General features: G+C 72.1%; 18 protein-coding genes. 12 read left to right on the forward strand and 6 right to left on the reverse strand.

The annotated features are described in order from the left end of the window. Positions 1 to 104: 104 nt before the first annotated feature. Together CFI00_RS04780 and CFI00_RS04785 are read right to left on the reverse strand one after the other, a co-directional pair. Positions 105 to 1307 carry a hypothetical protein gene (locus tag CFI00_RS04780; protein ID WP_207084127.1) on the reverse strand — a complete coding sequence of 401 codons (1203 nt, stop codon included), beginning with the start codon at positions 1305 to 1307 and terminating at the stop codon, positions 105 to 107. After that, on the reverse strand, positions 1304 to 1843 hold the full coding sequence (locus CFI00_RS04785; RefSeq protein WP_207084128.1) for a SigE family RNA polymerase sigma factor: 540 nt from the start codon (positions 1841 to 1843) through the stop codon (positions 1304 to 1306). Before CFI00_RS04785 ends, CFI00_RS04780 begins: the two co-directional genes overlap by 4 nt. Positions 1844 to 1988: 145 nt before the next feature. Between CFI00_RS04785 and CFI00_RS04790 the strand changes: the two genes are divergently transcribed. Together CFI00_RS04790 and CFI00_RS04795 are read left to right on the forward strand one after the other, a co-directional pair. Further along, complete coding sequence (locus CFI00_RS04790) at positions 1989 to 3107, forward strand: S-(hydroxymethyl)mycothiol dehydrogenase (protein WP_207084129.1); 1119 nt, start codon at positions 1989 to 1991, stop codon at positions 3105 to 3107. Then, on the forward strand, positions 3104 to 3724 hold the full coding sequence (locus tag CFI00_RS04795; protein ID WP_207084130.1) for an MBL fold metallo-hydrolase: 621 nt from the start codon (positions 3104 to 3106) through the stop codon (positions 3722 to 3724). Before CFI00_RS04790 ends, CFI00_RS04795 begins: the two co-directional genes overlap by 4 nt. Before the next feature lie 12 nt (positions 3725 to 3736). Here the strand turns inward: CFI00_RS04795 and CFI00_RS04800 are convergent, their stop codons facing one another. After that, complete coding sequence (locus CFI00_RS04800; protein WP_242532839.1) at positions 3737 to 4375, reverse strand: helix-turn-helix transcriptional regulator; 639 nt, start codon at positions 4373 to 4375, stop codon at positions 3737 to 3739. A 213-nt stretch (positions 4376 to 4588) separates the two neighbouring features. Here CFI00_RS04800 and CFI00_RS04805 point away from each other — a divergent pair, with 213 nt between their 5' ends. After that, positions 4589 to 6415, forward strand: coding sequence for a glycoside hydrolase family 3 N-terminal domain-containing protein (locus tag CFI00_RS04805; protein WP_207084132.1), 1827 nt, complete (start codon positions 4589 to 4591; stop codon positions 6413 to 6415). Between the two features lie 18 nt (positions 6416 to 6433). On the opposite strand, the gene CFI00_RS04810 is transcribed toward CFI00_RS04805, so the two are convergent. Beyond that, on the reverse strand, positions 6434 to 7609 hold the full coding sequence (locus CFI00_RS04810) for a class I SAM-dependent methyltransferase (protein WP_207084133.1): 1176 nt from the start codon (positions 7607 to 7609) through the stop codon (positions 6434 to 6436). A gap of 219 nt (positions 7610 to 7828) precedes the next feature. On the opposite strand from CFI00_RS04810, the gene groES reads away from it, so the two are divergent. From groES to CFI00_RS23830, 3 genes are all read left to right on the forward strand, one after another. After that, complete coding sequence (gene groES / locus CFI00_RS04815) at positions 7829 to 8122, forward strand: co-chaperone GroES (RefSeq protein ID WP_056605525.1); 294 nt, start codon at positions 7829 to 7831, stop codon at positions 8120 to 8122. 143 nt (positions 8123 to 8265) lie between these two features. Then, positions 8266 to 9888 (forward strand): chaperonin GroEL, encoded by a 1623-nt coding sequence (gene groL / locus CFI00_RS04820; protein ID WP_207084134.1) that lies wholly within the window; start codon positions 8266 to 8268, stop codon positions 9886 to 9888. A gap of 81 nt (positions 9889 to 9969) precedes the next feature. Next, positions 9970 to 10098 (forward strand): hypothetical protein, encoded by a 129-nt coding sequence (locus CFI00_RS23830; protein WP_277988350.1) that lies wholly within the window; start codon positions 9970 to 9972, stop codon positions 10096 to 10098. 9 nt (positions 10099 to 10107) lie between these two features. Here the strand turns inward: CFI00_RS23830 and CFI00_RS04825 are convergent, their stop codons facing one another. Both CFI00_RS04825 and CFI00_RS04830 read right to left on the reverse strand, forming a co-directional pair. Next, the gene (locus tag CFI00_RS04825; protein ID WP_207084135.1) at positions 10108 to 11478 is read right to left on the reverse strand and encodes a hypothetical protein; all 1371 of its coding nucleotides are present in this window, start codon (positions 11476 to 11478) and stop codon (positions 10108 to 10110) included. Further along, on the reverse strand, positions 11472 to 11993 hold the full coding sequence (locus CFI00_RS04830) for a SigE family RNA polymerase sigma factor (protein ID WP_207084136.1): 522 nt from the start codon (positions 11991 to 11993) through the stop codon (positions 11472 to 11474). Before CFI00_RS04830 ends, CFI00_RS04825 begins: the two co-directional genes overlap by 7 nt. Positions 11994 to 12133: 140 nt before the next feature. On the opposite strand from CFI00_RS04830, the gene guaB reads away from it, so the two are divergent. The 6 genes from guaB to CFI00_RS04860 all read left to right on the forward strand — a co-directional run bounded on the left by guaB (position 12134) and on the right by CFI00_RS04860 (position 20821). Continuing rightward, positions 12134 to 13636: an IMP dehydrogenase gene (guaB, locus tag CFI00_RS04835; RefSeq protein ID WP_207084137.1), complete on the forward strand. Its 1503-nt coding sequence runs from the start codon at positions 12134 to 12136 to the stop codon at positions 13634 to 13636. A gap of 285 nt (positions 13637 to 13921) precedes the next feature. Then, positions 13922 to 14467 (forward strand): TetR/AcrR family transcriptional regulator, encoded by a 546-nt coding sequence (locus tag CFI00_RS04840; protein ID WP_207084138.1) that lies wholly within the window; start codon positions 13922 to 13924, stop codon positions 14465 to 14467. Between the two features lie 28 nt (positions 14468 to 14495). Continuing rightward, positions 14496 to 15605, forward strand: coding sequence for a GuaB3 family IMP dehydrogenase-related protein (locus CFI00_RS04845; RefSeq protein ID WP_207084139.1), 1110 nt, complete (start codon positions 14496 to 14498; stop codon positions 15603 to 15605). Between the two features lie 44 nt (positions 15606 to 15649). Next, a complete protein-coding gene (locus CFI00_RS04850) occupies positions 15650 to 17383 on the forward strand; it encodes a glycerol-3-phosphate dehydrogenase/oxidase (protein ID WP_207084140.1) in 1734 nt (577 codons plus the stop codon). A 103-nt stretch (positions 17384 to 17486) separates the two neighbouring features. Further along, a complete protein-coding gene (locus tag CFI00_RS04855) occupies positions 17487 to 19103 on the forward strand; it encodes a succinic semialdehyde dehydrogenase (protein ID WP_207084141.1) in 1617 nt (538 codons plus the stop codon). Continuing rightward, positions 19100 to 20821 carry a GMC family oxidoreductase gene (locus CFI00_RS04860; protein WP_207084142.1) on the forward strand — a complete coding sequence of 574 codons (1722 nt, stop codon included), beginning with the start codon at positions 19100 to 19102 and terminating at the stop codon, positions 20819 to 20821. The genes CFI00_RS04855 and CFI00_RS04860 overlap by 4 nt, the downstream gene beginning before the upstream one ends. Positions 20822 to 20861 lie beyond the last annotated feature (40 nt).

The raw sequence follows: 20861 nt of genomic DNA on the forward strand, positions 1-20861 counted from the left end.
CGAGCAGGCCACTCCTGCCCGACAACCCACGTACATGCATGTGAGAGGCCCCGGCCCGCAACCCCCTCACGCCGAGGCGGTCACGTCATACCGTCTGAGCCCGTTCACCAGGGCTGGGCCACCGTCAGGCCCGATGCGCCGGCGCTGTCGATGTCGATGCGCCGGACCGTGCTGTCGAGACCGAGCCGCATCATGGCGTACTCCTCCCCGCGGAACAGCCGGACGACGAGCGCCTCGTCACCCTCCCAGGCCACCTGCGAGTAGAACCCGCCCACGGTGCGTCGGGGCAGGGCGGCCTCGAAGGTGACGATCTCCTCCCCGGTGCTCCCGTCCAGCACCGAGACGGTGGGCGACCCGTACGCGTCCGCCTCGGGGTCGGTGCCGACGACGTACGCCCCGCTGGGGCTGAAGGCGCCGAGGCTGTGCTCGCAGGTCTCCCACACGGGGGTGCCCGCACCGTTCACGGCGCCCGAGCAGGCGCCGTCCGCGGTGAGCCTCGACAGGCCGGCGACCAGTCCGGTCGCGGCGGAGGCCGAGTCGGCCTCGAGGAGCCCTGCCACCTCGATGGGCTGGCCACCCCCGCGAAGCACGTAGGTCCTGGTGTCCACGCTGTCGTCGAACGTCCGCACCACGACCTCGTCGCCGGCGACGAAGCCGACCGGCTCGACCCGGTGCTCCTGCGGCGCAGGGGGGAACGTCGTACGGACCGGCTCGATGCTGCCGGACGGGTCGGCGACGACGACCTCCCACTGGGAGCCGGTGTACTCCGACCACGCGACCCGGGTGCCGTCCGGGCTCGCGACCAGGCCGCCTGTCGGGCTGCTGCCGTCGTCGACGGTGCCGTCGGCGCCCAGGAACCGCAGGGTCCCCGTGCCCTCGTTCATCGCGACGCCGACCCAACCGTCGAGGTAGGGCGTCAGGACCGAGAAAGGTCCGGGCAGGTCGGTCGTGCCGTCCGGCGAGATGAGGCTGGGGGCGTCGACGTCGAGGAGCGGGACGGGCGTCTGCGCAAGCGTCTCGGCACTGCTCGGGTCCACCAGCACGGTGCCCGAGGCGATGCTCGGCGCAGGAGGCTGGGTCGCCGGCGGCACCTCGCTGCGCTGGGCGGGACCGGTGGCGTCGAGCCCGAATGGGACGGCGATCGCGAGCACCGCGGCGACGGCGACACCGGCGGCGGCCGCCCGGCGGCGCTGGACGCGACGGGCGCGACGGCGTACGTCGCTGACGGTGAAGGGAGCGTGCTGGAGGGGGGCGACCCGGCGGTGCAGGGCGTCGTGGACCTGGTCCTCGAGGGGAGTGTGGTTCATCGGACGTCATCTCCGGACTGGTGGGGGTGCAGTGACTGCGGGGCGCGGGCGCGGAGCCCCGCGAGGGCGCGGCTGGCCTGGGACTTGACCGTCCCGACGGAGATGCCGAGGACGTCGGCGATCTCGGCCTCGCTGAGCTGTTCGTAGTAGCGCAGGACGATCACCGAGCGCTGCCGCGGTGGGAGCGTCTGGACGAACGACCACATCGCCCCGCCCATGCCGTCGTCATAGGTGTCGACGACGCCGGTGTCGGGCAGCGTGTCGGCGGAGTGCTCGCGCCGCTTCCAGGCGCGACGCCACAGCGAGCTGTTCTCGTTGACCATGATCCGGCGGACGTAGCCGTCGAGGGCCTCGCGGTCGCGGACCTTGTCCCACGACAGGTACAGCTTGGCGAAGGCGTTCTGCAGCAGGTCCTCGGCACCCGCGTGGTCACCTGCGAGCAGGTACGCCGTGCGGTAGAGCGCGACCTGGCGCGCGGCCATGTACGCCGAGAAGTCGGCGTCCTTGTCGCTGTGTCGGTCGTGCGTCGTGCCCATCGTCTGAAGTGTCGTGCCCACGTGCCACCCCCGTCCGTCTCTGTGTGGCGTGTCGTGGTGAGGACGCGACCGCCCGGCCGGGGGTTGCATCTGTTTGGGTCGCGTTGACAGGCTCCTCGCATCCCCCGACGTACAGGAGTCATCGATGCAGCAGGTCAAGGCCGTGGTCGCACTCGCCCAGGGCGAGCCGGTCCAGCTCACCACCATCAACGTCCCCGACCCGGGCCCGGGCGAGGCGGTGGTGAAGGTGCAGGCCTGCGGCGTGTGCCACACCGACCTGCACTACCGCGAGGGCGGCATCAACGACGAGTTCCCCTTCCTGCTCGGCCACGAGGCCGCAGGTGTCGTCGAGGCCGTCGGTCCCGACGTGACCTCGGTGGCGCCCGGCGACTTCGTCGTCCTCAACTGGCGTGCGGTCTGCGGTGACTGCCGGGCCTGCAACCGGGGCGAGCCGCAGTACTGCTTCGCCACCCACAACGCGACCCAGAAGATGACGCTCGCCGAGGGTGACCTGGCCGGCACGGAGCTCTCGCCCGCGCTGGGCATCGGCGCGTTCGCCGAGAAGACCCTCGTCGCGGCGGGCCAGTGCACGAAGGTCGACCCCTCGGCGCGTGCCGCCGCCGTCGGGCTGCTCGGGTGCGGAGTGATGGCCGGGCTCGGGGCCGCCATCAACACCGGCAACGTCGGTCGTGGCTCGACCGTCGCCGTGATCGGTTGCGGAGGTGTGGGCGCCGCCGCGATCGCCGGTGCGGCCCTGGCCGGCGCGTCGAAGATCATCGCGGTCGACATCGACGACCGGAAGCTCGAGACCGCCAAGAAGCTGGGCGCCACCCACACGGTCAACTCGAAGGAGACGGACGCGGTCGAGGCGATCCGTTCGCTCACCCCGCCAGCAGACAGCACTGGCCACGAGGGCGGCGCCGACGTCGTGATCGACGCGGTGGGACGTCCCGAGACCTGGAAGCAGGCGTTCTACGCCCGCGACCTGGCCGGCACGGTCGTCCTGGTCGGGGTGCCGACCCCGGACATGTCGATCCCGGAGATCCCGCTGATCGACGTCTTCGGTCGCGGCGGCTCGCTGAAGTCGTCGTGGTACGGCGACTGCCTGCCCTCGCGGGACTTCCCGATGCTCGTCGACCTCTACCAGCAGGGCCGGCTCGACCTCGACGCGTTCGTCACCGAGGAGATCGGCATCGGCGACGTCGAGGCGGCGTTCGAGAAGATGCATGGTGGCGACGTGCTGCGCTCGGTCGTGGTCCTGTGAGCGCGCGGGTCGACCACGCCGTCGTCTCCGGCACGTTCTCCCTCGATGGGGAGACCCACGAGGTCGACAACAACGTCTGGGTGATCGGCGACGACGAGCAGTGCCTCGTCGTCGACGCGCCGCACGACGTCGACGCGATCCTCGCGCTCGTCGCCGGGCGTGCGGTCAAGGCCATCGTCTGCACCCACGCCCACGACGACCACGTACGCGTGGCGCCCGAGCTGCGGCGCCGTACCGGTGCGCCGATCCTGCTCCACCCCGACGACCGTCCGCTGTGGGAGCTGACCCACGGCGGTGACGAGGAGGGCGCCGAGCTGTGGGACGTCGACCTCACCGACGGCCAGACCCTCACGATCGGTGGTGCCGCGGTGACGGTGATCCACACCCCCGGCCACGCGCCGGGGGCGGTGTGTCTCTACGTCCACGACCTGGGCTGCGTCTTCACCGGCGACACCCTCTTCGAGGGAGGCCCCGGCGCGACGGGACGCTCCTTCAGCGACGCCGACGTCATCAAGGACTCGATCCGCCGGCGGCTCTTCGACCTGCCCGACGAGACGGTGGTCCACACCGGCCACGGCCCCGACACCACGATCGGCGCCGAGCGGGAGAACCTCTGAGGTCCCGCGCCCTCACGCGGTGAGCCACGCCGGCGGCGGACGCAACCAGGGTGATGCCTGGAGGATCTGCCGTCGGCGCCGCTCTCGGACCTCGTCGAGGTGTTCGGCCTCGGCGACCAGCTGGATGACCGACGGGTGGTCGTCGGGCGTGCCGCTGAGGAGGCGGTGGATCGCGCGGAGCCCCGGCGACGTCCGGTAGCGGATCGCCGGATTGCGACGCTCCCGCGAGATCCGGCGCCAGAGCAGGACGTCAGCGGTGCACTCCGTCCCGCGCGGCATCCACCACCCGGTCACACGAAGGTCGACGTGGGCGGGGTAGCGGCGGTTGGCCCGGTCGCGGGCCCCGTCGTCGCGCATCGGCTCCACCACCTCGTCGGACTCCTCGTCCTGGAAGCGCACACGCAGGCCCGCCATCCGGAGCAGGCGCTGGATGACCGACGCGCGCGGACTGGTGCGGCCGGTCTCCCACCGCGCGACGACCGACTGTGACACGCCCAGGGCTGCCGCCAGCCCTCGCTGCGACACGTCCAGGATGCGCCTGATCCTGCGCACGAGACCGGGGACCTCCCCGTCGAAGGGGCCCATGACGTACCAAGCCACCTCGTCCGCGGTCCACCCGTCCATCTGGGCCCAGTCCTTCTCCGTCTCCATTGCCTCCACGTGCATCCCCCTCGTCGGTCCGTGTCGTCCCTCCCATTGCACCCGCGGCCACCGACACCGGGCGGGCGTCCTCCACAGGCGGTCTCCGAGGGCTGTGCGGTCGTTGCCCTTGTCTCCCTCCTTGCGCTTGAGTCGCTGGAAGACTCAAGCGCAAGGGTCCGGACCGCCACGGGCCATGACGTCACGTCGTGCCACCATGGCGGGATGCTGTCCGAGGTCGCGCTGACGAGTCCGCGGAGCGCCCGACGGCGCTCTGCGGCGTCGGCATTGACGGCGGTCGCGCTCGTTGCGTCGCTGGCGGCCTGCACCGGCGGCGACGACCTGTCGGACGGGCAGCCGGACGCCGGGCAGGCGGCTGGGAGCGGTACGCCGACCCCGCCGCCCCCACCCAGCCCCTCGGAGGAGCTCGGGCTGGCCGAGGGCTGGGGGCCGGACCGGCAGGAGCTGGACCGGGCCGCGCGCCTGGTCGGGCGCCTGGACCTGCCCGAGCTCGCCGGCCAGCTGATCGTGGCCGAGTGGCGCGGCACGGCCGCACCCGTGGCGATGGTCCGCGACCTCCACCTCGGCGGCGTCATCGCGTTCGACTCCAACGTCGTCTCGGCTGCGCAGGTCAGGGGAGTCAACGCTGCGCTGACCCGACAAGCAGGTCGGAAGTGGCCGCTCTTCCTCGGCGTCGACCAGGAGGGCGGCGTGGTCGAGCGGTTGCGCGGTGCCGCGACGCGGTTCCCCACCTTCATGAGCGCCGGTGCGGCGGACGACCCCGCGCTCACCCGCACCGCGTACGCCGCGAGCGGGGCCGAGCTGCGCGGTCTGGGGTTCACCGTCGACTTCGCGCCGGACGCCGACGTCACCTCCGGGCCGGGCGACCCCACGATCGGTTCGCGCTCACCGTCGTCGCGACCCCGAGCGGTGTCGGAGCACGTGGTCGCAGCGGCCCGGGGCTTCGCGTCGGCGGGCGTGCTGCCGGTGGTCAAGCACTTCCCGGGCCACGGCTCGGTGCCCGCAGACAGCCACCTGACGCTCCCCGTGCAGACGAGGACGCGCGCCCGGCTCGAGGAGTCCGACCTCGTGCCGTTCCGCAGCGCGGTCGAGGCGGGACTGCCGGCCGTGATGGTCGGGCACCTCGACGTACGCGCCGTGGACCCGCGGGTGCCGTCCTCGCTCTCGCGCAAGGTCGTCACGGACCTCCTGCGCGAGGACCTCGGCTTCGCGGGCCTCGTGGTGACCGACTCGCTCGCGATGGCTGCGGTCACCCGCGGCCGCGACCCGGGGCGTACTGCCGTCCGGGCGCTTCGCGCCGGCTCCGACGTGTTGCTCATGCCGCCCTCGCCCGCCGCTGCCCGCGCTGCTGTCGTCCGTGCCGTGCGCTCCGGGGAGCTGACGCGGCGCCGGCTGGAGCAGTCCGCGGCACGCCAGGTCGCGCTCCTGACCCACCTGTCCGGCTCGACGGGGAAGCCCGTCGGATCCGCACGCGCCGCGTCGCGCCGCCTGTCCGCGGCCGCCGTCACGGTCACCGACGGCGCGTGCTCGGGACGCTTGGTCGGTGACACCGTCCACGCCTACGGGGACCCGGGTGCCGTCGCGACCTTCATCCCCGCCGCCCGGGCGGCCGGCATGAGCGTCCTGATCCGTCAGTCCCCGCCCGCCGACCTGACCGAGTCGAGGCCGAGGCCCGAACGCAGGAAGAAGGAGCGCAAGAAGGCCTACCGCCAGCGCCTCGAGGCCTGGCAGGAGGCGGAGACGCGCAGGGAGCGCCGCCTCGCGGTGTGGATCGCTCGCGAGGACGCGCGCCTGTCGGTCGGCACCGGTGTCGGCTTCACCGGCTTCCGGGATGCACCCGTCGACGGCGAGGTGGCCGTCGCCACCGACAGTCCGTGGGTGCTCGGTCGCGTCGGCGCTCCCACCCGCATCGCGACGTACGGCGACACTCCCGCAGCGATGGCGGTCCTCGTCGAGGTGCTGCTCGGACAGGCTCCGGCGCCGGGCCGGCTGCCCGTCACCGTCGCGGGTGTCGCGCGCCCCGGCTGCTGATCCGGCTGCTGCGCCGGCTCAGAAGGGTTCGACGAGCAGCGCGGTGCCCTGCCCGGCCACCCGCGTCATGACGAGCGTGGCCTCCGCGTCCCCCTTGAGGGCCAGCCGCTTGCGCAGCTCTTCGGGGACGACCTGCACGCCGCGCTTCTTGATCGTCAGGCGACCGACACCGCGCTCGTGGAGTGCTGCGCGGAGCTGCTTCTCGCGGTAGGGCAGGTGCTCCAGGACGCGGTAGCCGCGCGCGAACGGCGTACGGAAGGGCTCGTCGCTGGTGACGTAGGCGATGTGCGGGTCGAGGAGCCCTCCGCCGACGCCCGCGGCCACGGCGGTGACCAGGCCGGCGCGGATCACGGCGCCGTCGGGCTCGTAGAGGTAGTCGCCGACGGCGCGGACCTCGGCCCCGGGGTCGTCCTCCTGCGTCAGGGTGGCCAGACCGCCCTCGCCGATGACGGTGGCGCGCCGGTCGGTCGTGGACAGGTCCGGGGACCACAGCACGGCCTCCTTCACCTCGCCGCCGTCGCTGACCCACTCCGCCTCGACGCCCGGGGGGACGAGGTCGTGGCCGATCCCGGGGGCCACCTTGACCAGCGCGCGCCGCCGCAGCAGGTCCAGCACCCACGCCCACGGTGGAGTCCAGCCGTCGACGTCGAAGACCCGGCCGCGGCCACCGCGACGGGCGGGGTCGGCGAAGGCGGCGCCGAAGCCGCTGACGTCGACGGTCGTCGCGTCACCGACCTGGACCGCCCCCGGGAGGCCGAGGGCCGCGAGGTTGGCCCGCGCCATCGCGACCCGGACGGGGTCCTGGTCGATGCCGGCTGCCACGAGCCCGGCGCGGGCGAAGGCGAGCAGGTCGCCGCCGATGCCGCAGCCGAGGTCGATGACGCTGCCGTCGGGGATCGCGGCCGCGAGGCGAGCGGCGCGGTGGTCGGCGACACGGGAGCGGGTGGCCTGCTCGAGCGCGTCGGGGGTGAAGAACATCAGGGGAGCGGCAGCACCGAACTTGGCGACCGCGCGCTCCCGCAGCCGGGCCTGGGTGGTGGCGGCCGCGGCCTTCTCCGCGTCGGGCTCGAGGCGGCGTACGACGCTCGCGACGCGCACCGGGTCGCCGGGGTGGTCGGCCCAGGCCTGGGCAGCGTGGACCAGCAGGCGCCCACCCTCGGGGGTCTGCAGCCAGTCCAGCGTCTCGATCTCCACCCGGTCATCCTGACAGCGGCACCGCCGGCTAGCACTCGGTTGGGGAGAGTGCTAGCGTCTGTGCTGGCACTCTCGCCCCGAGAATGCCAATGCCCGTGGCCCCGGCGCGACCCCCGCGACGGCGTGCCGAACAGGTCCCGGGCCCACGTCCTGGGAGCACGGGTCACTGGATCCGGCCCCTGAAGAATCTCGCGCAGAGAAAGTGGAGGTTGATCCGAAGTGTCGGTCAACATCAAGCCCCTCGAGGACCGCATCGTCGTCCAGACGCTCGAAGCCGAGCAGACCACGGCCTCGGGCCTGGTCATCCCGGACACGGCCAAGGAGAAGCCCCAGGAGGGCGAGGTCGTGGCGATCGGTCCCGGTCGCATCGACGACAACGGCAACCGCGTCCCGCTCGACGTCGCCGTCGGCGACAAGGTCATCTACAGCAAGTACGGCGGCACCGAGGTCAAGTACGCCGGCCAGGAGTACCTGATCCTGTCCGCCCGCGACATCCTCGCCGTCGTCTCCTGACGCACCTGGCATCCCGGCTGGCGGCGTTGCCGCCGCTCGACGACCCGCTTCGCTCGAGGGTCGCCTTCGCGCCGGCGCCTTGCCAGCCGGGCGCCAGGCACGTCAGGCCCGTACGACACACACATTTTCCTAGGAGCACATAGATGCCCAAGATCCTGGAGTTCGACGAGAACGCCCGCCGCGCCCTCGAGCGCGGCGTCGACGCCCTCGCCAACGCCGTCAAGGTGACGCTCGGCCCCAAGGGCCGCTACGTCGTCCTCGACAAGAAGTGGGGCGCGCCGACCATCACCAACGACGGTGTCACCGTCGCCCGTGAGATCGAGCTCGACGACCCCTTCGAGAACCTCGGTGCCCAGCTCACCAAGGAGGTGGCCACCAAGACCAACGACATCGCTGGTGACGGCACCACCACCGCCACCGTCCTGGCCCAGGCCATGGTCCACGAGGGCCTGCGCGCCGTCGCGGCCGGCGCCAACCCGATGGGTCTCAAGCGCGGCATGGACGCAGCGGCCGAGGCCGTCGGCGACGCCCTGCGCGAGGCCGCCCGCGAGGTCGAGTCCCGCGAGGACATGGCGTCCGTCGCCACGATCTCCAGCCGCGACAGCATCATCGGCGACCTGCTCGCCCAGGCCTTCGACAAGGTCGGCAAGGACGGCGTGATCACGGTCGAGGAGTCCAACACCATGGGCACCGAGCTCGAGTTCACCGAGGGCATGCAGTTCGACAAGGGCTACATCTCGGCCTACTTCGTCTCCGACCCGGAGTCGATGGAAGCCGTCCTCGACGACCCCTACATCCTCCTGCACCAGGGCAAGATCTCCTCGATCCAGGAGCTCCTCCCCGTGCTGGAGAAGGTCATCGCGACCGGCAAGCCGCTCTTCATCCTCGCCGAGGACGTCGAGGGCGAGGCGCTCTCGACCCTGGTGGTCAACAAGATCCGGGGCACGTTCAACGTCGCCGCGGTCAAGGCCCCGGCCTTCGGTGACCGCCGCAAGGCGATGATGCAGGACATCGCGATCCTGACCGGCGGCCAGGTCGTCGCCCCCGAGGTCGGCCTCAAGCTCGACCAGGTGGGCCTCGAGGTCCTCGGCCAGGCGCGTCGCGTGGTCATCACCAAGGACAACACCACCATCGTCGACGGTGCGGGCGACCGCACGGCCGTCGAGGGTCGCGTCAACCAGATCAAGGCCGAGATCGAGAACACCGACTCCGACTGGGACCGCGAGAAGCTCCAGGAACGCCTGGCCAAGCTCGCCGGCGGTGTCTGCGTGATCAAGGTCGGCGCCGCCACCGAGGTGGAGCTCAAGGAGAAGAAGCACCGCATCGAGGACGCCGTCTCCGCGACGCGCGCCGCGATCGAGGAGGGCATCGTCCCCGGCGGTGGCTCCGCGCTCATCCACGCCGTCTCCGTGCTGGACGGCGACCTGGGCCTCACCGGCGACGAGGCCTACGGCGTGCGCGTCGTGCGCAAGGCGTGCGACGAGCCGCTGCGCTGGATCGCCGAGAACGGCGGCGTCAACGGCTACGTCGTGACCGCCAAGGTCCGCGAGCTCGGCGTCGGCAACGGCTACAACGCCGCTGACGACACCTACGGCGACCTGGTCGCCCAGGGCGTGCTCGACCCGGTCAAGGTCACCCGCTCGGCGCTCGTCAACGCGACCTCCATCGCGGCGATGCTGCTCACGACGGAGACGCTGATCGTGGAGAAGCCCGAGGACGAGGAGCCGGCTGCTGCCGGCGGCCACGGCCACGGCCACGGTCACTGATCGACCCGTTCCACCCAGCAGGCCCGCACCGGACTCCGGTGCGGGCCTGCTGCGTTCTCGCGGAGAAGTGATCGGATCGTCGTGCGGACCGCGGCGGACAACCCGGCCGTGCTGCCGCTCGTCCTCGGCACGGACCTGCGTGGACGGATCCGCATGGGTAGCGACGACCTCACCGTGCGGATCCCGGTGCGGAGGCTCGCGAAGGCGTGAGGTCCGGGGTCAGCGGATGATCTCGCCGAGGTGCGCGGTCGCCCCGCTGCGGCCGAACAGCTCGACCTTGCCGCCGGCGGGTGTGGTCCACATGAACTGGTCGCCCGGGGTCGGGCCGACGGCGACGCTCCAGCTGGACGTGCCGTCGCTCAGCCGCAGTAGCCGCTCCTGGTCGAAGTCGTAGAGGTAGGTGCCTCCCGTCGCCCTGTCGTACGCGGTCACGGTCAGGTAGTCCCCGCCCGCGACCAGCTGACCGCCCTCGACGCCGTTGTCCTGCACGGTCATGACCTGGTCGCCGTCCGTCGTGACGACCTGGACGCGGTCGTCACGCACGCCGCCCTCGTAGGTGCCGCAGTACTGGGACATGGCGATCCGGTCACCGTCTGCGCTGAAGCCGAGGAGGTTGCACCGCTCGCCGAGGGCGGGGTCGAAGGACCTCTCCTCGCCAGTGGCGAGGTCGCGCACGTGCACCCGCCCGGCGTCGCCGTTCTGTGAGTCGGTCCACACCATCGCGTCCTGGGCGAAGTCGAACGCACCCACCCTCAGGCCCTCGTCGCGCACGTCGCGCTGCTCGGTGAGCGACACCGACCACAGGTCGTAGGTGTCGCCCTCGGCGTCGGCGTCGTCGGCCTCGCCGTCGGGGCCCGTCGGCCAGCCGCCTTCCGGGATCTCGCCCCGGCTCGCGAGCACGGGGACGTAGAGCCGCCCGTCCGGGCCGACCCGGGCGCCCCACGGCCCGTCGATCGCGGGGAGGTCGGTCCAGCGCAACGTGTCCCAGGTGCCGCTCGCACGGTCGTAGACGTGTGCTGTCAGGGCCATCGCCATGTCGTCACCGGACTGCACCGGCTCGCCGGGGCTGACCAGCACGAGGCGCTGCTCGCTGAGCTCGACGGCCCACAGCTGGCTCTGGCCGATGTCACGCGCTTCCGCCAGCCAGTCCTTCTCGCCGGTCGCGGGGTCCATGAGCGCGAAGCGCGGGTAGCGCTGGGTGGACCGCGGACCGTCCCGGAAGAGGACGAGCCCGTCGTCGGTGACCCCGTCGAAGTACTGCCCGTTGTCGGCCTCGAGGTCCTCGTTGGTGTACGCCGCCAGCTCGCGGTAGTCCTGGCCCTCGACGGCCGGCCTGGCGTCGGTGAGGCGGACGGTCGGCCCCGCCGGGCGGGGGACACCGGCCGCCGCGAGGTCGGCCGGCGCGGGGTCGAGCCAGGCGAGCGACCCGAGCGCGATGGCGCCCGCTGCGAGCGAGGTGCCCGCGAGGATCGCCATGCGCCGGACGCGTACCCGGCGCCGACCCCGTCCGAGCACGGCGGCCACGTCCGTACGGTCCTGGGGCGGAATCGCCGAGGCCTCTCGCATCAGCTCGCGCAGCTCGTTCACCATGACACCGCTCCCTCGGAATGCTCGCTGGTCGGCGAGTCGCTCAACACGGACCGGAGTGAGAACAGCGCACGCGAGGTCTGGCTCTTCACGGTGCCTTCGGTGCACCTCAGCAGGGCCGCCGTCTCCGCCACCGAGAGGTCCTCGAAGTAGCGCAGCACCACGCACGCGCGCTGCCGCGGTGCCAGGTCGGCGAGCGCGGACATCAGCGCCGTGCGGGTGGCCACCTCGGTGGCGACGTCCTCGCGGCTGGCCGTCGTGTGGTCGGCCTCCTGCGGCCGCTCGGTGCTGGACCGCCGCCGGGCGTGGTCGAGGCACGCGCTCACCACGGCCTTGCGGGCATAGGCCAGCTCGCCGCCGTTGCGCTCCAGTCGCGGCCACCGGACGTACACCCGGATCAGCCCCTCCTGGACGAAGTCCGAGGCCCGCTCCCAGTCGCCGCACATCAGGTACGCGGTGCGCCGGAGGTGGGCTCGCGACGACGCGGCGAACTCCACGAACGCCGCTTCGTCACGCACTGTTCTGCTCCATGTCAGTCTGAACGCAGTGACGCGGCCGGGAGGTTGCACGCGCGTCCCGGCAATCCTCGACCACGTCGGGACCGGAGGGGTCTGACGGGCCGTCCCGAGCACCCGGCGGGCGCCCGTAGAATGGGCGGGTGGAGATCCCTGAGAAGTTTGCCGCGCTGGGCCTCACCTACGACGACGTGCTGCTGCTGCCGGGGGAGTCGGACCTCGCCCCCAGCGACATCGACACCACCACGCGCCTCACGCGTGAGATCTCCGTCCGGGTGCCGCTGATCAGCGCCGCCATGGACACCGTCACCGAGGCGCGCATGGCCATCGCGATGGCCCGTGAGGGCGGCCTCGGCGTGCTGCACCGCAACCTCTCGATCGAGGACCAGGCCCGCCAGGTCGACCTGGTCAAGCGCACCCAGACCGGGATCATCTCCAACCCGGTCACGATCGGTCCCGACGCGACGCTGGAGGACCTCGACCGCCTCTGCGGCGAGTATCGCGTCTCCGGACTGCCCGTCGTCGACGTCGACGACCACCTGCTCGGCATCATCACCAACCGTGACCTGCGCTTCACCCCGGTCGCGGAGTGGGCCACCACCAAGGTCACCGAGGTGATGACCAGCGAGGGCCTGATCACCGGTCAGATCGGCATCTCCCGCGAGGACGCCACGGCCCTGCTGCGCGCCCACAAGCGCGAGAGGCTGCCCCTGGTCGACGACGAGGGGCGCCTCGGCGGCCTCATCACCGTCAAGGACTTCGTCAAGGGCGAGCAGTTCCCGCACGCGTCGTACGACGCCGACGGCCGCCTGCTGGTCGGTGCGGCGATCGGCTACTTCGGCGACGCCTGGGAGCGGGCCACCACGCTCGTCGAGGCCGGGGTCGACGTGCTCGTCGCCGACACCGCGCACGGCCACGTCCACCTGCTGCTCGACATGGTCCGCCGGCTCAAGTCCGACCCGGCGACGAAGCACGTGCAGGTCATCGGCGGCAACGTCGCGACCCGTGAGGGCGCCCAGGCCTTCGTCGACGCGGGTGCCGACGCGGTCAAGGTCGGCGTGGGCCCGGGATCGATCTGCACCACCCGCGTCGTGACCGGCGTCGGCGTGCCGCAGGTGACGGCGGTCTACGAGGCGTCGCTGGCCACCAAGCCCGCGGGCGTCCCGCTGATCGCCGACGGCGGCATGAAGCACTCCGGCGAGATCGCCAAGGCGCTCGTCGCCGGCGCCGACGCCGTGATGGTCGGCTCGATGCTCGCGGGCTGCGAGGAGTCCCCGGGCGAGGTGGTGTTCGTCAACGGCAAGCAGTTCAAGTCCTACCGCGGGATGGGCTCGCTGGGCGCGATGAGCAGCCGCGGCAAGAAGTCCTACTCCAAGGACCGCTACTTCCAGGCCGAGGTCGCCAGCGACGACAAGATCGTCCCGGAGGGCATCGAGGGCCAGGTCGCCTACCGTGGCCCGCTGTCCGCGGTCGCCCACCAGCTCGTCGGCGGGCTCAACCAGTCGATGTTCTACGTCGGCGCCCGCACCATCCCCGAGCTGCAGGAGAAGGGCCGCTTCGTCCGGATCACGTCGGCCTCGCTCAAGGAGAGCCACCCGCACGGCGTGCAGATGACCGTCGAGGCGCCCAACTACTCCGGCCGCTGACCGGTCCGGCCCCACTGGTCCAGACCACCTGCGTTCCATGTCACGATCTCCCCGGAATTGGTTACCGTGTGGTCGTAACGAAACAGGGGGTGGCCGGTAGTGGACGGGCGTGGGGCTCGTGGTCCACTCGCTCAGGCGAGGGACGCACCAACACCGGCCGATGAACCCGCGTCGACGTCGGCCACGCTGCCGGCGTCGGCCGCGGGTGCCCCGACGGCCCCGCCGCGCAGGGCGTACGACGCCAGCGGCCGCCGCGCTGCCGCCGAGCGTCGCCGCGCTCACGTCGTGGCGACCGCGTCGCGGCTGTTTCCCGAGCACGGCTGGGCGGGCACGACCATCGCCGGCGTGGCGCGCGCGGCGGAAGTCTCCCCGGAGTACGTCAGCAAGACCTTCGGCGGCAAGCAGGCGCTGCTGATGCACGCCATGCGGTCCGCGTCCTTCGCCGGGACGGCGTCGCTGCGGGAGTCCTTCGCGGCGCTGCGGCTCGACGAGGAGCCCGACCCGTCGGTGCGGCTCGACCGGTTCGTCGACTTCGTGTGCGCCTCGGTGGTGCCGATGGCGCCCTTCGTCCCGGCGATGGTGCAGGGCGCCTCGGAGGACCTCACCATGCGGACCCTCCTCCAGGCGGCCCGCGGCGGGCACGTCGAGGTCGTCACGGAGCTGGTGCCGCTGCTCGCGACGGGTCCGGTGCACCCCGACGCGATCGACGAGATCGTCGTGCTGACGCGCTCGGAGACCTACCTGGTGCTGTCGGGCGAGCTCGGCTGGACCGTCGAGCGCTACGCCGCCTGGCTGCGGCGCACGATCGCCGCGGCGGTGGCGGACGCGTGACGTCGGCGGGCGCCGATAGGCTGACGTCGTGACCGAGATCGAGATCGGCCGTGCCAAGCGCGGTCGCCGCGCCTACTCCTTCGACGACATCGCGATCGTGCCCTCGCGGCGCACCCGCGACCCCGAGGAGGTCAGCACCGCCTGGCAGATCGACGCCTACCGCTTCGACATCCCGGTGCTCGCCGCGCCGATGGACTCCGTCATGTCGCCCTCCACGGCGATCGCGCTCGGCCAGATGGGCGGTCTCGGGGTGCTCAACCTCGAGGGCCTGTGGACGCGCTACGACGACCCGACCGGCCTGCTCGAGGAGGTCGCCGGGCTCCAGGGCGCCGATGCCACGCGCCGGATGCAGGAGATCTACACCGAGCCGATCAAGCCCGAGCTGATCACCGCGCGCCTGAAGGAGGTGCGCGCCGCGGGCGTCACGGTCGCCGGCTCGCTCTCGCCGCAGCGCACCAAGGAGCACGTGAAGGCGGTCGTCGACGCCGGCGTCGACATGTTCGTCATCCGCGGCACCACCGTCAGCGCCGAGCACGTCAGCAGCCAGGCCGAGCCGCTGAACCTCAAGGAGTTCATCTACGAGCTCGACGTCCCGGTCATCGTCGGCGGCTGCGCGACCTACCAGGCCGCGCTCCACCTGATGCGCACCGGTGCGGCCGGTGTCCTGGTCGGCTTCGGCGGCGGCGCCGCCCACACGACCCGCACCGTCCTGGGCGTCGCGGTCCCGATGGCGAGCGCCGTGGCCGACGTCGCCGCAGCCCGCCGCGACTACCTCGACGAGTCGGGCGGTCGCTACGTCCACGTCATCGCCGACGGCTCGATCGGCAGCTCCGGCGACATCGCCAAGGCGGTCGCCTGCGGCGCCGACGCCGTGATGATCGGCTCGCCGCTCGCCCGTGCCGCCGAGGCGCCCGGACGCGGCTTCCACTGGGGCAGCGAGGCCACCCACGCCGACCTGCCGCGCGGCCAGCGCGTCGAGTTCTCCCCGGTCGGGACCCTCGAGGAGATCATGTTCGGTCCCTCGCGCACCGCCGACGGCACCATGAACCTCATCGGTGCGCTGCGCCGTGCCATGGCCACCACCGGCTACACCGAGCTCAAGGAGTTCCAGCGCATCGAGGTCGTCGTCCAGCACTGAGCCGGGCGCTGTCGGCGGCTGGTCCGCCCTGAGACACTGGGGGCATGACCCTCGCCAAGGCCCTCGACGCCGACCAGCGCGCTGACGCGCTCGAGCACCTCGCTGCCGGCGAGCTCGACGTCCTCGTGGTGGGTGGCGGCATCGTCGGCGTCGGTGCGGCGCTCGACGCGGTGACCCGGGGCCTCAAGGTCGGCCTGGTCGAGCAGCGCGACCTCGCCTCCGGCACGTCCTCGCGCTCGTCGAAGCTGGTGCACGGGGGCCTGCGCTACCTCGAGATGTTCGACTTCGCGCTGGTCAAGGAGGCGCTGGAGGAGCGCGGCCTGCTGCTGACGCGGCTCGCGCCCCACCTCGTACGCCCGGTGCCGTTCCTCTACCCGCTCGAGCACGCGTGGGAGCGCCCCTACGTCGGTGCCGGGGTGGCGCTCTACGACGGCATGGCGATGACCGGCAAGTACGACATGGGCGTGCCCAAGCACAAGCACGTCTTCCGCAAGCAGCTGGCGCGCATGGCGCCCGACATCCGGACCGACGACCTGCACGGCGCGATCCGCTACTACGACTGCCAGGTCGACGACGCGCGGCTGGTGATGATGATCGCCCGCACCGCCGCCAACAACGGCGCCCACGTCGCCACCCGCACGAAGGTCACCGGCTTCCTGCGCGAGGGCGACCGGGTGGTCGGCGTGCAGGCGCGCGACCTCGAGGGCCAGCGCGACCTCGAGATCCGCGCGAAGGTGGTCATCAACGCCGCCGGCGTGTGGACCGACGAGGTCCAGGAGCTCATCGGCGGCAAGGCGCAGCTCGACGTCGACGCCAGCAAGGGCATCCACCTCGTCGTGCCGAAGGACCGGATCCGCTCGGAGTGCGGCTTCATCACCAAGACCGAGAAGTCGGTGCTGTTCGTCATCCCGTGGGACGACTTCTGGATCATCGGCACCACCGACACCGCGTGGGACTTCGACCTCGCGCACCCGGCCGCCAGCAAGACCGACATCGACTACCTCCTCGGCCATGTCAACCGGCTGCTCAAGGACCCGCTCGACCACCGTGACGTGATCGGCGTCTGGGCGGGGCTGCGGCCGCTGCTCAAGCCGATGCGCAAGGAGGGCGAGATGGGGGAGACCACCAAGCTCTCCCGCGAGCACACCGTCACCAGCCCCGTGCCGGGCCTCGTGCTGGTCGCCGGCGGCAAGCTGACGACGTACCGGGTCATGGCGCGGGACGCCGTCGACCACGCGCTGAAGCACTCCTCGACCGACTCGGGCGGCTCGGCTCCGACGTCGGCCTCGATCACCGACCGCGTGCCGCTGATGGGCGCGTGGGGCTTCGAGGCCCGCACCAACCAGCGGGTGGCGCTGAGCCGGGCCTCGGGCCTGGAGATCGGCGTCATCGACCACCTGCTGGGCCGTTACGGCGGCCTCGTCGACGAGGTCCTCGCGCTCATCCACGAGCGACCCGAGCTCGGCGAGCCGCTCCCGGGCGCGGAGCACTACCTGCGCGCCGAGGTGCTGTACGCCGCGACGCACGAGGGTGCCCGCCACCTCGACGACGTGCTGGCCCGCCGCACCCGGGTCTCGATCGAGACCTTCGACCGCGGCATCCACGCCGCACGCCCTGCGGCCGAGCTGATGGCCGAGGCGCTGGGCTGGGACGCAGCCCAGGTCGACGACGAGGTCGACCACTACCTGCGTCGGGTGGAGGCGGAGCGGCAGAGCCAGCTCATGCCGACCGACCAGGAGGCCGACGAGGCACGGGTCAAGGCCCCCGAGATCGTCTGATGACGCGACTCGACCGTTGGACAAAACGGCGTGAAGTGTCGAATGCTGGGACGAAGTGACTGATCGGTAGCAAGCCGCGGGCCGCGCGACCTACCCTGCTGGGATGACCGAGCAGAGCCCCACGTCCGGCCCGATCACCGACGGTCCCGCCGACCCCGAGCACGACAGCACCGCGGCCTACGCCCTCGACCGGTCGTACGTCGCCTCCCTCACCCGCCGCGTGGTGAGCAGCTCCGGTCGCACCCACGCCGTCTCCTCGCCGGTCGGCGGCGCCCCGCTCGCCCACGTCCCTCAGTCCACCCCGGCCGACGTCGCCGAGGCATTCGCCCGGGCGCGTACGGCTCAGGCAGCCTGGGCCGCCACGTCGCTCGACGACCGCGCCGCAGCCCTGCTGCGCCTGCACGACCTGCTGCTCGACCGGCAGGAGGAGCTGATCGACCTGGTGGTGTGGGAGTCGGGCAAGGCGCGCAAGGACGCCTACCTCGAGGTCGCGCACCTCGCGCTGACCGCGCGCTACTACGCCCGCACCGCGCACGAGCACCTCGACACCCGTCGCGTCGGCGGGATGTTCCCGCTGCTGACCCGGGCTGAGGTCAACCGCGTGCCCAAGGGCGTCGTCGGCATCATCTCGCCGTGGAACTACCCCCTGACGATGGCGCTGTGCGACGGTCTCCCGGCTCTCCTGGCCGGCAACGCCGTGGTGGCCAAGCCCGACGCGCAGAGCATGCTCACCGCGCTGCTGGCCGCCCAGCTCCTCGACGAGGCCGGCTTCCCGCCCGAGCTGTGGCAGGTGGTCGCGGGCCCCGGGCCCGAGATCGGTGGCGCGGTCGTGGGCGCGGCCGACTACGTCTGCTTCACCGGCTCGACCGCCACCGGTCGCCTCATCGCCCGCCAGTGCGCCGACCGGCTGATCGGGTGCTCGCTCGAGCTCGGCGGCAAGAACCCCATGCTGGTGCTGCGCGACGCCGACGTGCACCGCGCGGCCGAGGGCGCCGTACGCGGTGTCTTCGCCAACGCCGGCCAGCTGTGCGTGTCGATGGAGCGGCTCTTCGTCGCCGACCAGGTCTACGACCGGTTCGTCGACGCCTTCGTGTCACGCACCCGGGCGATGACGCTGGGCGCCAGCCACGACTGGAGCGTCGACATGGGCTCGCTGATCTCGCAGGCCCAGCTCGACACCGTCACCGCCCATGTCGACGACGCGGTCGCCAAGGGCGCGACCGTCCTCTGCGGCGGCACCGCGCGCCCCGACCTCGGGCCGTTCGTCTTCGAACCGACCGTGCTCGAGGGCGTCACGGCCGACATGGAGTGCTTCGCCCGGGAGACCTTCGGCCCGGTCGTCGCGCTCTACCGCTTCCACAGCGAGGACGAGGCCGTCGCCCGCGCCAACGACGGCACCTACGGCCTCAACGCCTCGATCTACACCCGCGACGCCGCCCGCGGTCGCGCGCTCGCCCGACGGATCAGGTGCGGCACGGTCAACGTCAACGAGCCCTACGGTGCGACGTTCGGCTCGCTCGGGGCGCCGATGGGCGGCATGCGCCAGTCCGGCATGGGCCGGCGCCAGGGCGCGGAGGGCGTGCTGCGCTACACGGAGGCGCAGTCCGTCGCGACCCAGCGGCTCGTCCCCATCGCGCCGGTGCTCGGCATGTCGGAGGAGACCCACGCCAAGGTCATGACGCAGGCGCTGCGGCTGCTCAACAAGCTGGGCCGGGCATGAGCACCTCTCCCGAGACGCAGCACTACGACGTCCTCGTCGTCGGCTCCGGCTTCGGCGGCTCCGTGACCGCGCTGCGCCTCACCGAGAAGGGCTACCGCGTGGGTGTCCTCGAGGCCGGCGCGCGCTTCGAGGACGACGACTTCCCTGCGACCTCCTTCGACGCCAAGCGGTTCCTCTTCGCGCCGGCCCTCGGGATGTACGGCATCCAGCGCATCGACATGGTCAAGGACTGCATGATCCTGGCCGGCGCGGGCGTCGGCGGCGGGTCGCTGGTCTACGCCAACACCCTCTACGAGCCGCTCGACGCCTTCTACCGCGACCCGTCGTGGGCGCACATCACCGACTGGAAGGGCGAGCTCGCGCCCTACTACGACCAGGCCAAGCGGATGCTCGGCGTGGTCGAGAACCCGCTCCACACCCCGGCCGACGAGGTGATGAAGCAGGTCGCCGACGACATGGGCGTGGGGCACACCTTCCACCCGACCCCGGTCGGCGTCTTCTTCGGTGGGCCCGACGCGCGCGGTGGCGAGGAGGTCGCCGACCCCTACTTCGGCGGCGCCGGGCCGGCCCGCAACGCCTGCCTCAACTGCGGCGAGTGCATGACCGGGTGCCGGCACAACGCCAAGAACACCCTGGTCAAGAACTACCTCCACCTCGCCGAGCAGGCGGGAGCGGTGGTCCACCCGCTGACCACGGTGACGCGCGTACGCCCCCGCGCCGGCGGCGGCTACGAGGTGAGTGCCCGGTGGACCAAGGCCAAGCTGTCACGGCGTACCGCCACGAAGACGTTCACCGCCGACCAGGTCGTCTTCTCCGCGGCCGCGCTCGGCACGCAGAAGCTGCTCCACCAGCTCAAGGGGGAGGGCGACCTGCCGCGCATCAGCGACCGGCTCGGCGTGCTGACGCGCACCAACTCCGAGGCGATCCTGGGAGCGCTGGCGCCCGACACGTCCGTCGACTACTCGCGTGGCGTCGCGATCACGTCGTCGTGGCACCCCGACGAGGTCACCCACATCGAGCCGTGCCGCTACGGCCACGGCTCCAACGCGATGGCACTCATGCAGACGGTGCTCGCCGACGACACCCCCGGCACCTCGCGGGTGCGCACCTGGCTCAAGGAGCTGTGGGCCCAGCGGCGCACCGCGCTGGACCTGTACGACTTCCGGCACTGGTCGGAGCGCACGATCGTGGCGCTGGTGATGCAGACGCTGGACAACTCGATCACCACCAAGGGCGTCAAGGGCCGCTTCGGCTGGCGGATGACCAGCGAGCAGGGTTACGGCCTGCCCAACCCGACCTACATCCCGATCGCCTACGAGGCCACCCGACGGATGGCCGACGTCCTCGGCGGCACCCCCGGCGGCAACGTGGGGGAGGCCTTCAACCGGCCCCTGACGGCGCACTTCATCGGCGGCTGCACGATCGGCGACTCCCCGGAGACCGGCGTCGTCGACCCCTGGCAGCGCCTCTACGGCCACGAGGGACTGCACGTCGTCGACGGGTCGGCGGTCTCGGCCAACCTCGGGGTGAACCCGTCGCTGACGATCACCGCGCAGGCCGAGCGGGCGATGGCCTTCTGGCCCAACAAGGGAGAGGCCGACCCGCGCCCCGCGCTGGGCTCGACCTACCGGCGGCTCGCGCCGGTGGAGCCGAAGAACCCGGTCGTGCCGGAGGCGGCTCCGGGCGCCCTGCGGCTGCCGATCGTCGGGGTCAGCTGAAAACGTCGGCCGCAGGCCGTAACCAGCCCTCCGAGGCCTC

This window comes from Nocardioides sp. S5 (assembly GCF_017310035.1).
GTDB lineage: Bacteria > Actinomycetota > Actinomycetes > Propionibacteriales > Nocardioidaceae > Nocardioides.

What these genes read in the sequence shown, in the direction of transcription:
- CFI00_RS04780 (WP_207084127.1), bottom strand. Translation starts at nt 1,307, where the DNA reads ATGAACCACACTCCCCTCGAGGACCAGGTCCACGACGCCCTGCACCGC.
- CFI00_RS04785 (WP_207084128.1), bottom strand. Translation starts at nt 1,843, where the DNA reads ATGGGCACGACGCACGACCGACACAGCGACAAGGACGCCGACTTCTCG.
- CFI00_RS04790 (WP_207084129.1), top strand. Translation starts at nt 1,989, where the DNA reads ATGCAGCAGGTCAAGGCCGTGGTCGCACTCGCCCAGGGCGAGCCGGTC.
- CFI00_RS04800 (WP_242532839.1), bottom strand. Translation starts at nt 4,375, where the DNA reads ATGGAGACGGAGAAGGACTGGGCCCAGATGGACGGGTGGACCGCGGAC.
- CFI00_RS04805 (WP_207084132.1), top strand. Translation starts at nt 4,589, where the DNA reads ATGCTGTCCGAGGTCGCGCTGACGAGTCCGCGGAGCGCCCGACGGCGC.
- groL (WP_207084134.1), top strand. Translation starts at nt 8,266, where the DNA reads ATGCCCAAGATCCTGGAGTTCGACGAGAACGCCCGCCGCGCCCTCGAG.
- CFI00_RS04825 (WP_207084135.1), bottom strand. Translation starts at nt 11,478, where the DNA reads ATGGTGAACGAGCTGCGCGAGCTGATGCGAGAGGCCTCGGCGATTCCG.
- CFI00_RS04850 (WP_207084140.1), top strand. Translation starts at nt 15,650, where the DNA reads ATGACCCTCGCCAAGGCCCTCGACGCCGACCAGCGCGCTGACGCGCTC.
- CFI00_RS04855 (WP_207084141.1), top strand. Translation starts at nt 17,487, where the DNA reads ATGACCGAGCAGAGCCCCACGTCCGGCCCGATCACCGACGGTCCCGCC.
- CFI00_RS04860 (WP_207084142.1), top strand. Translation starts at nt 19,100, where the DNA reads ATGAGCACCTCTCCCGAGACGCAGCACTACGACGTCCTCGTCGTCGGC.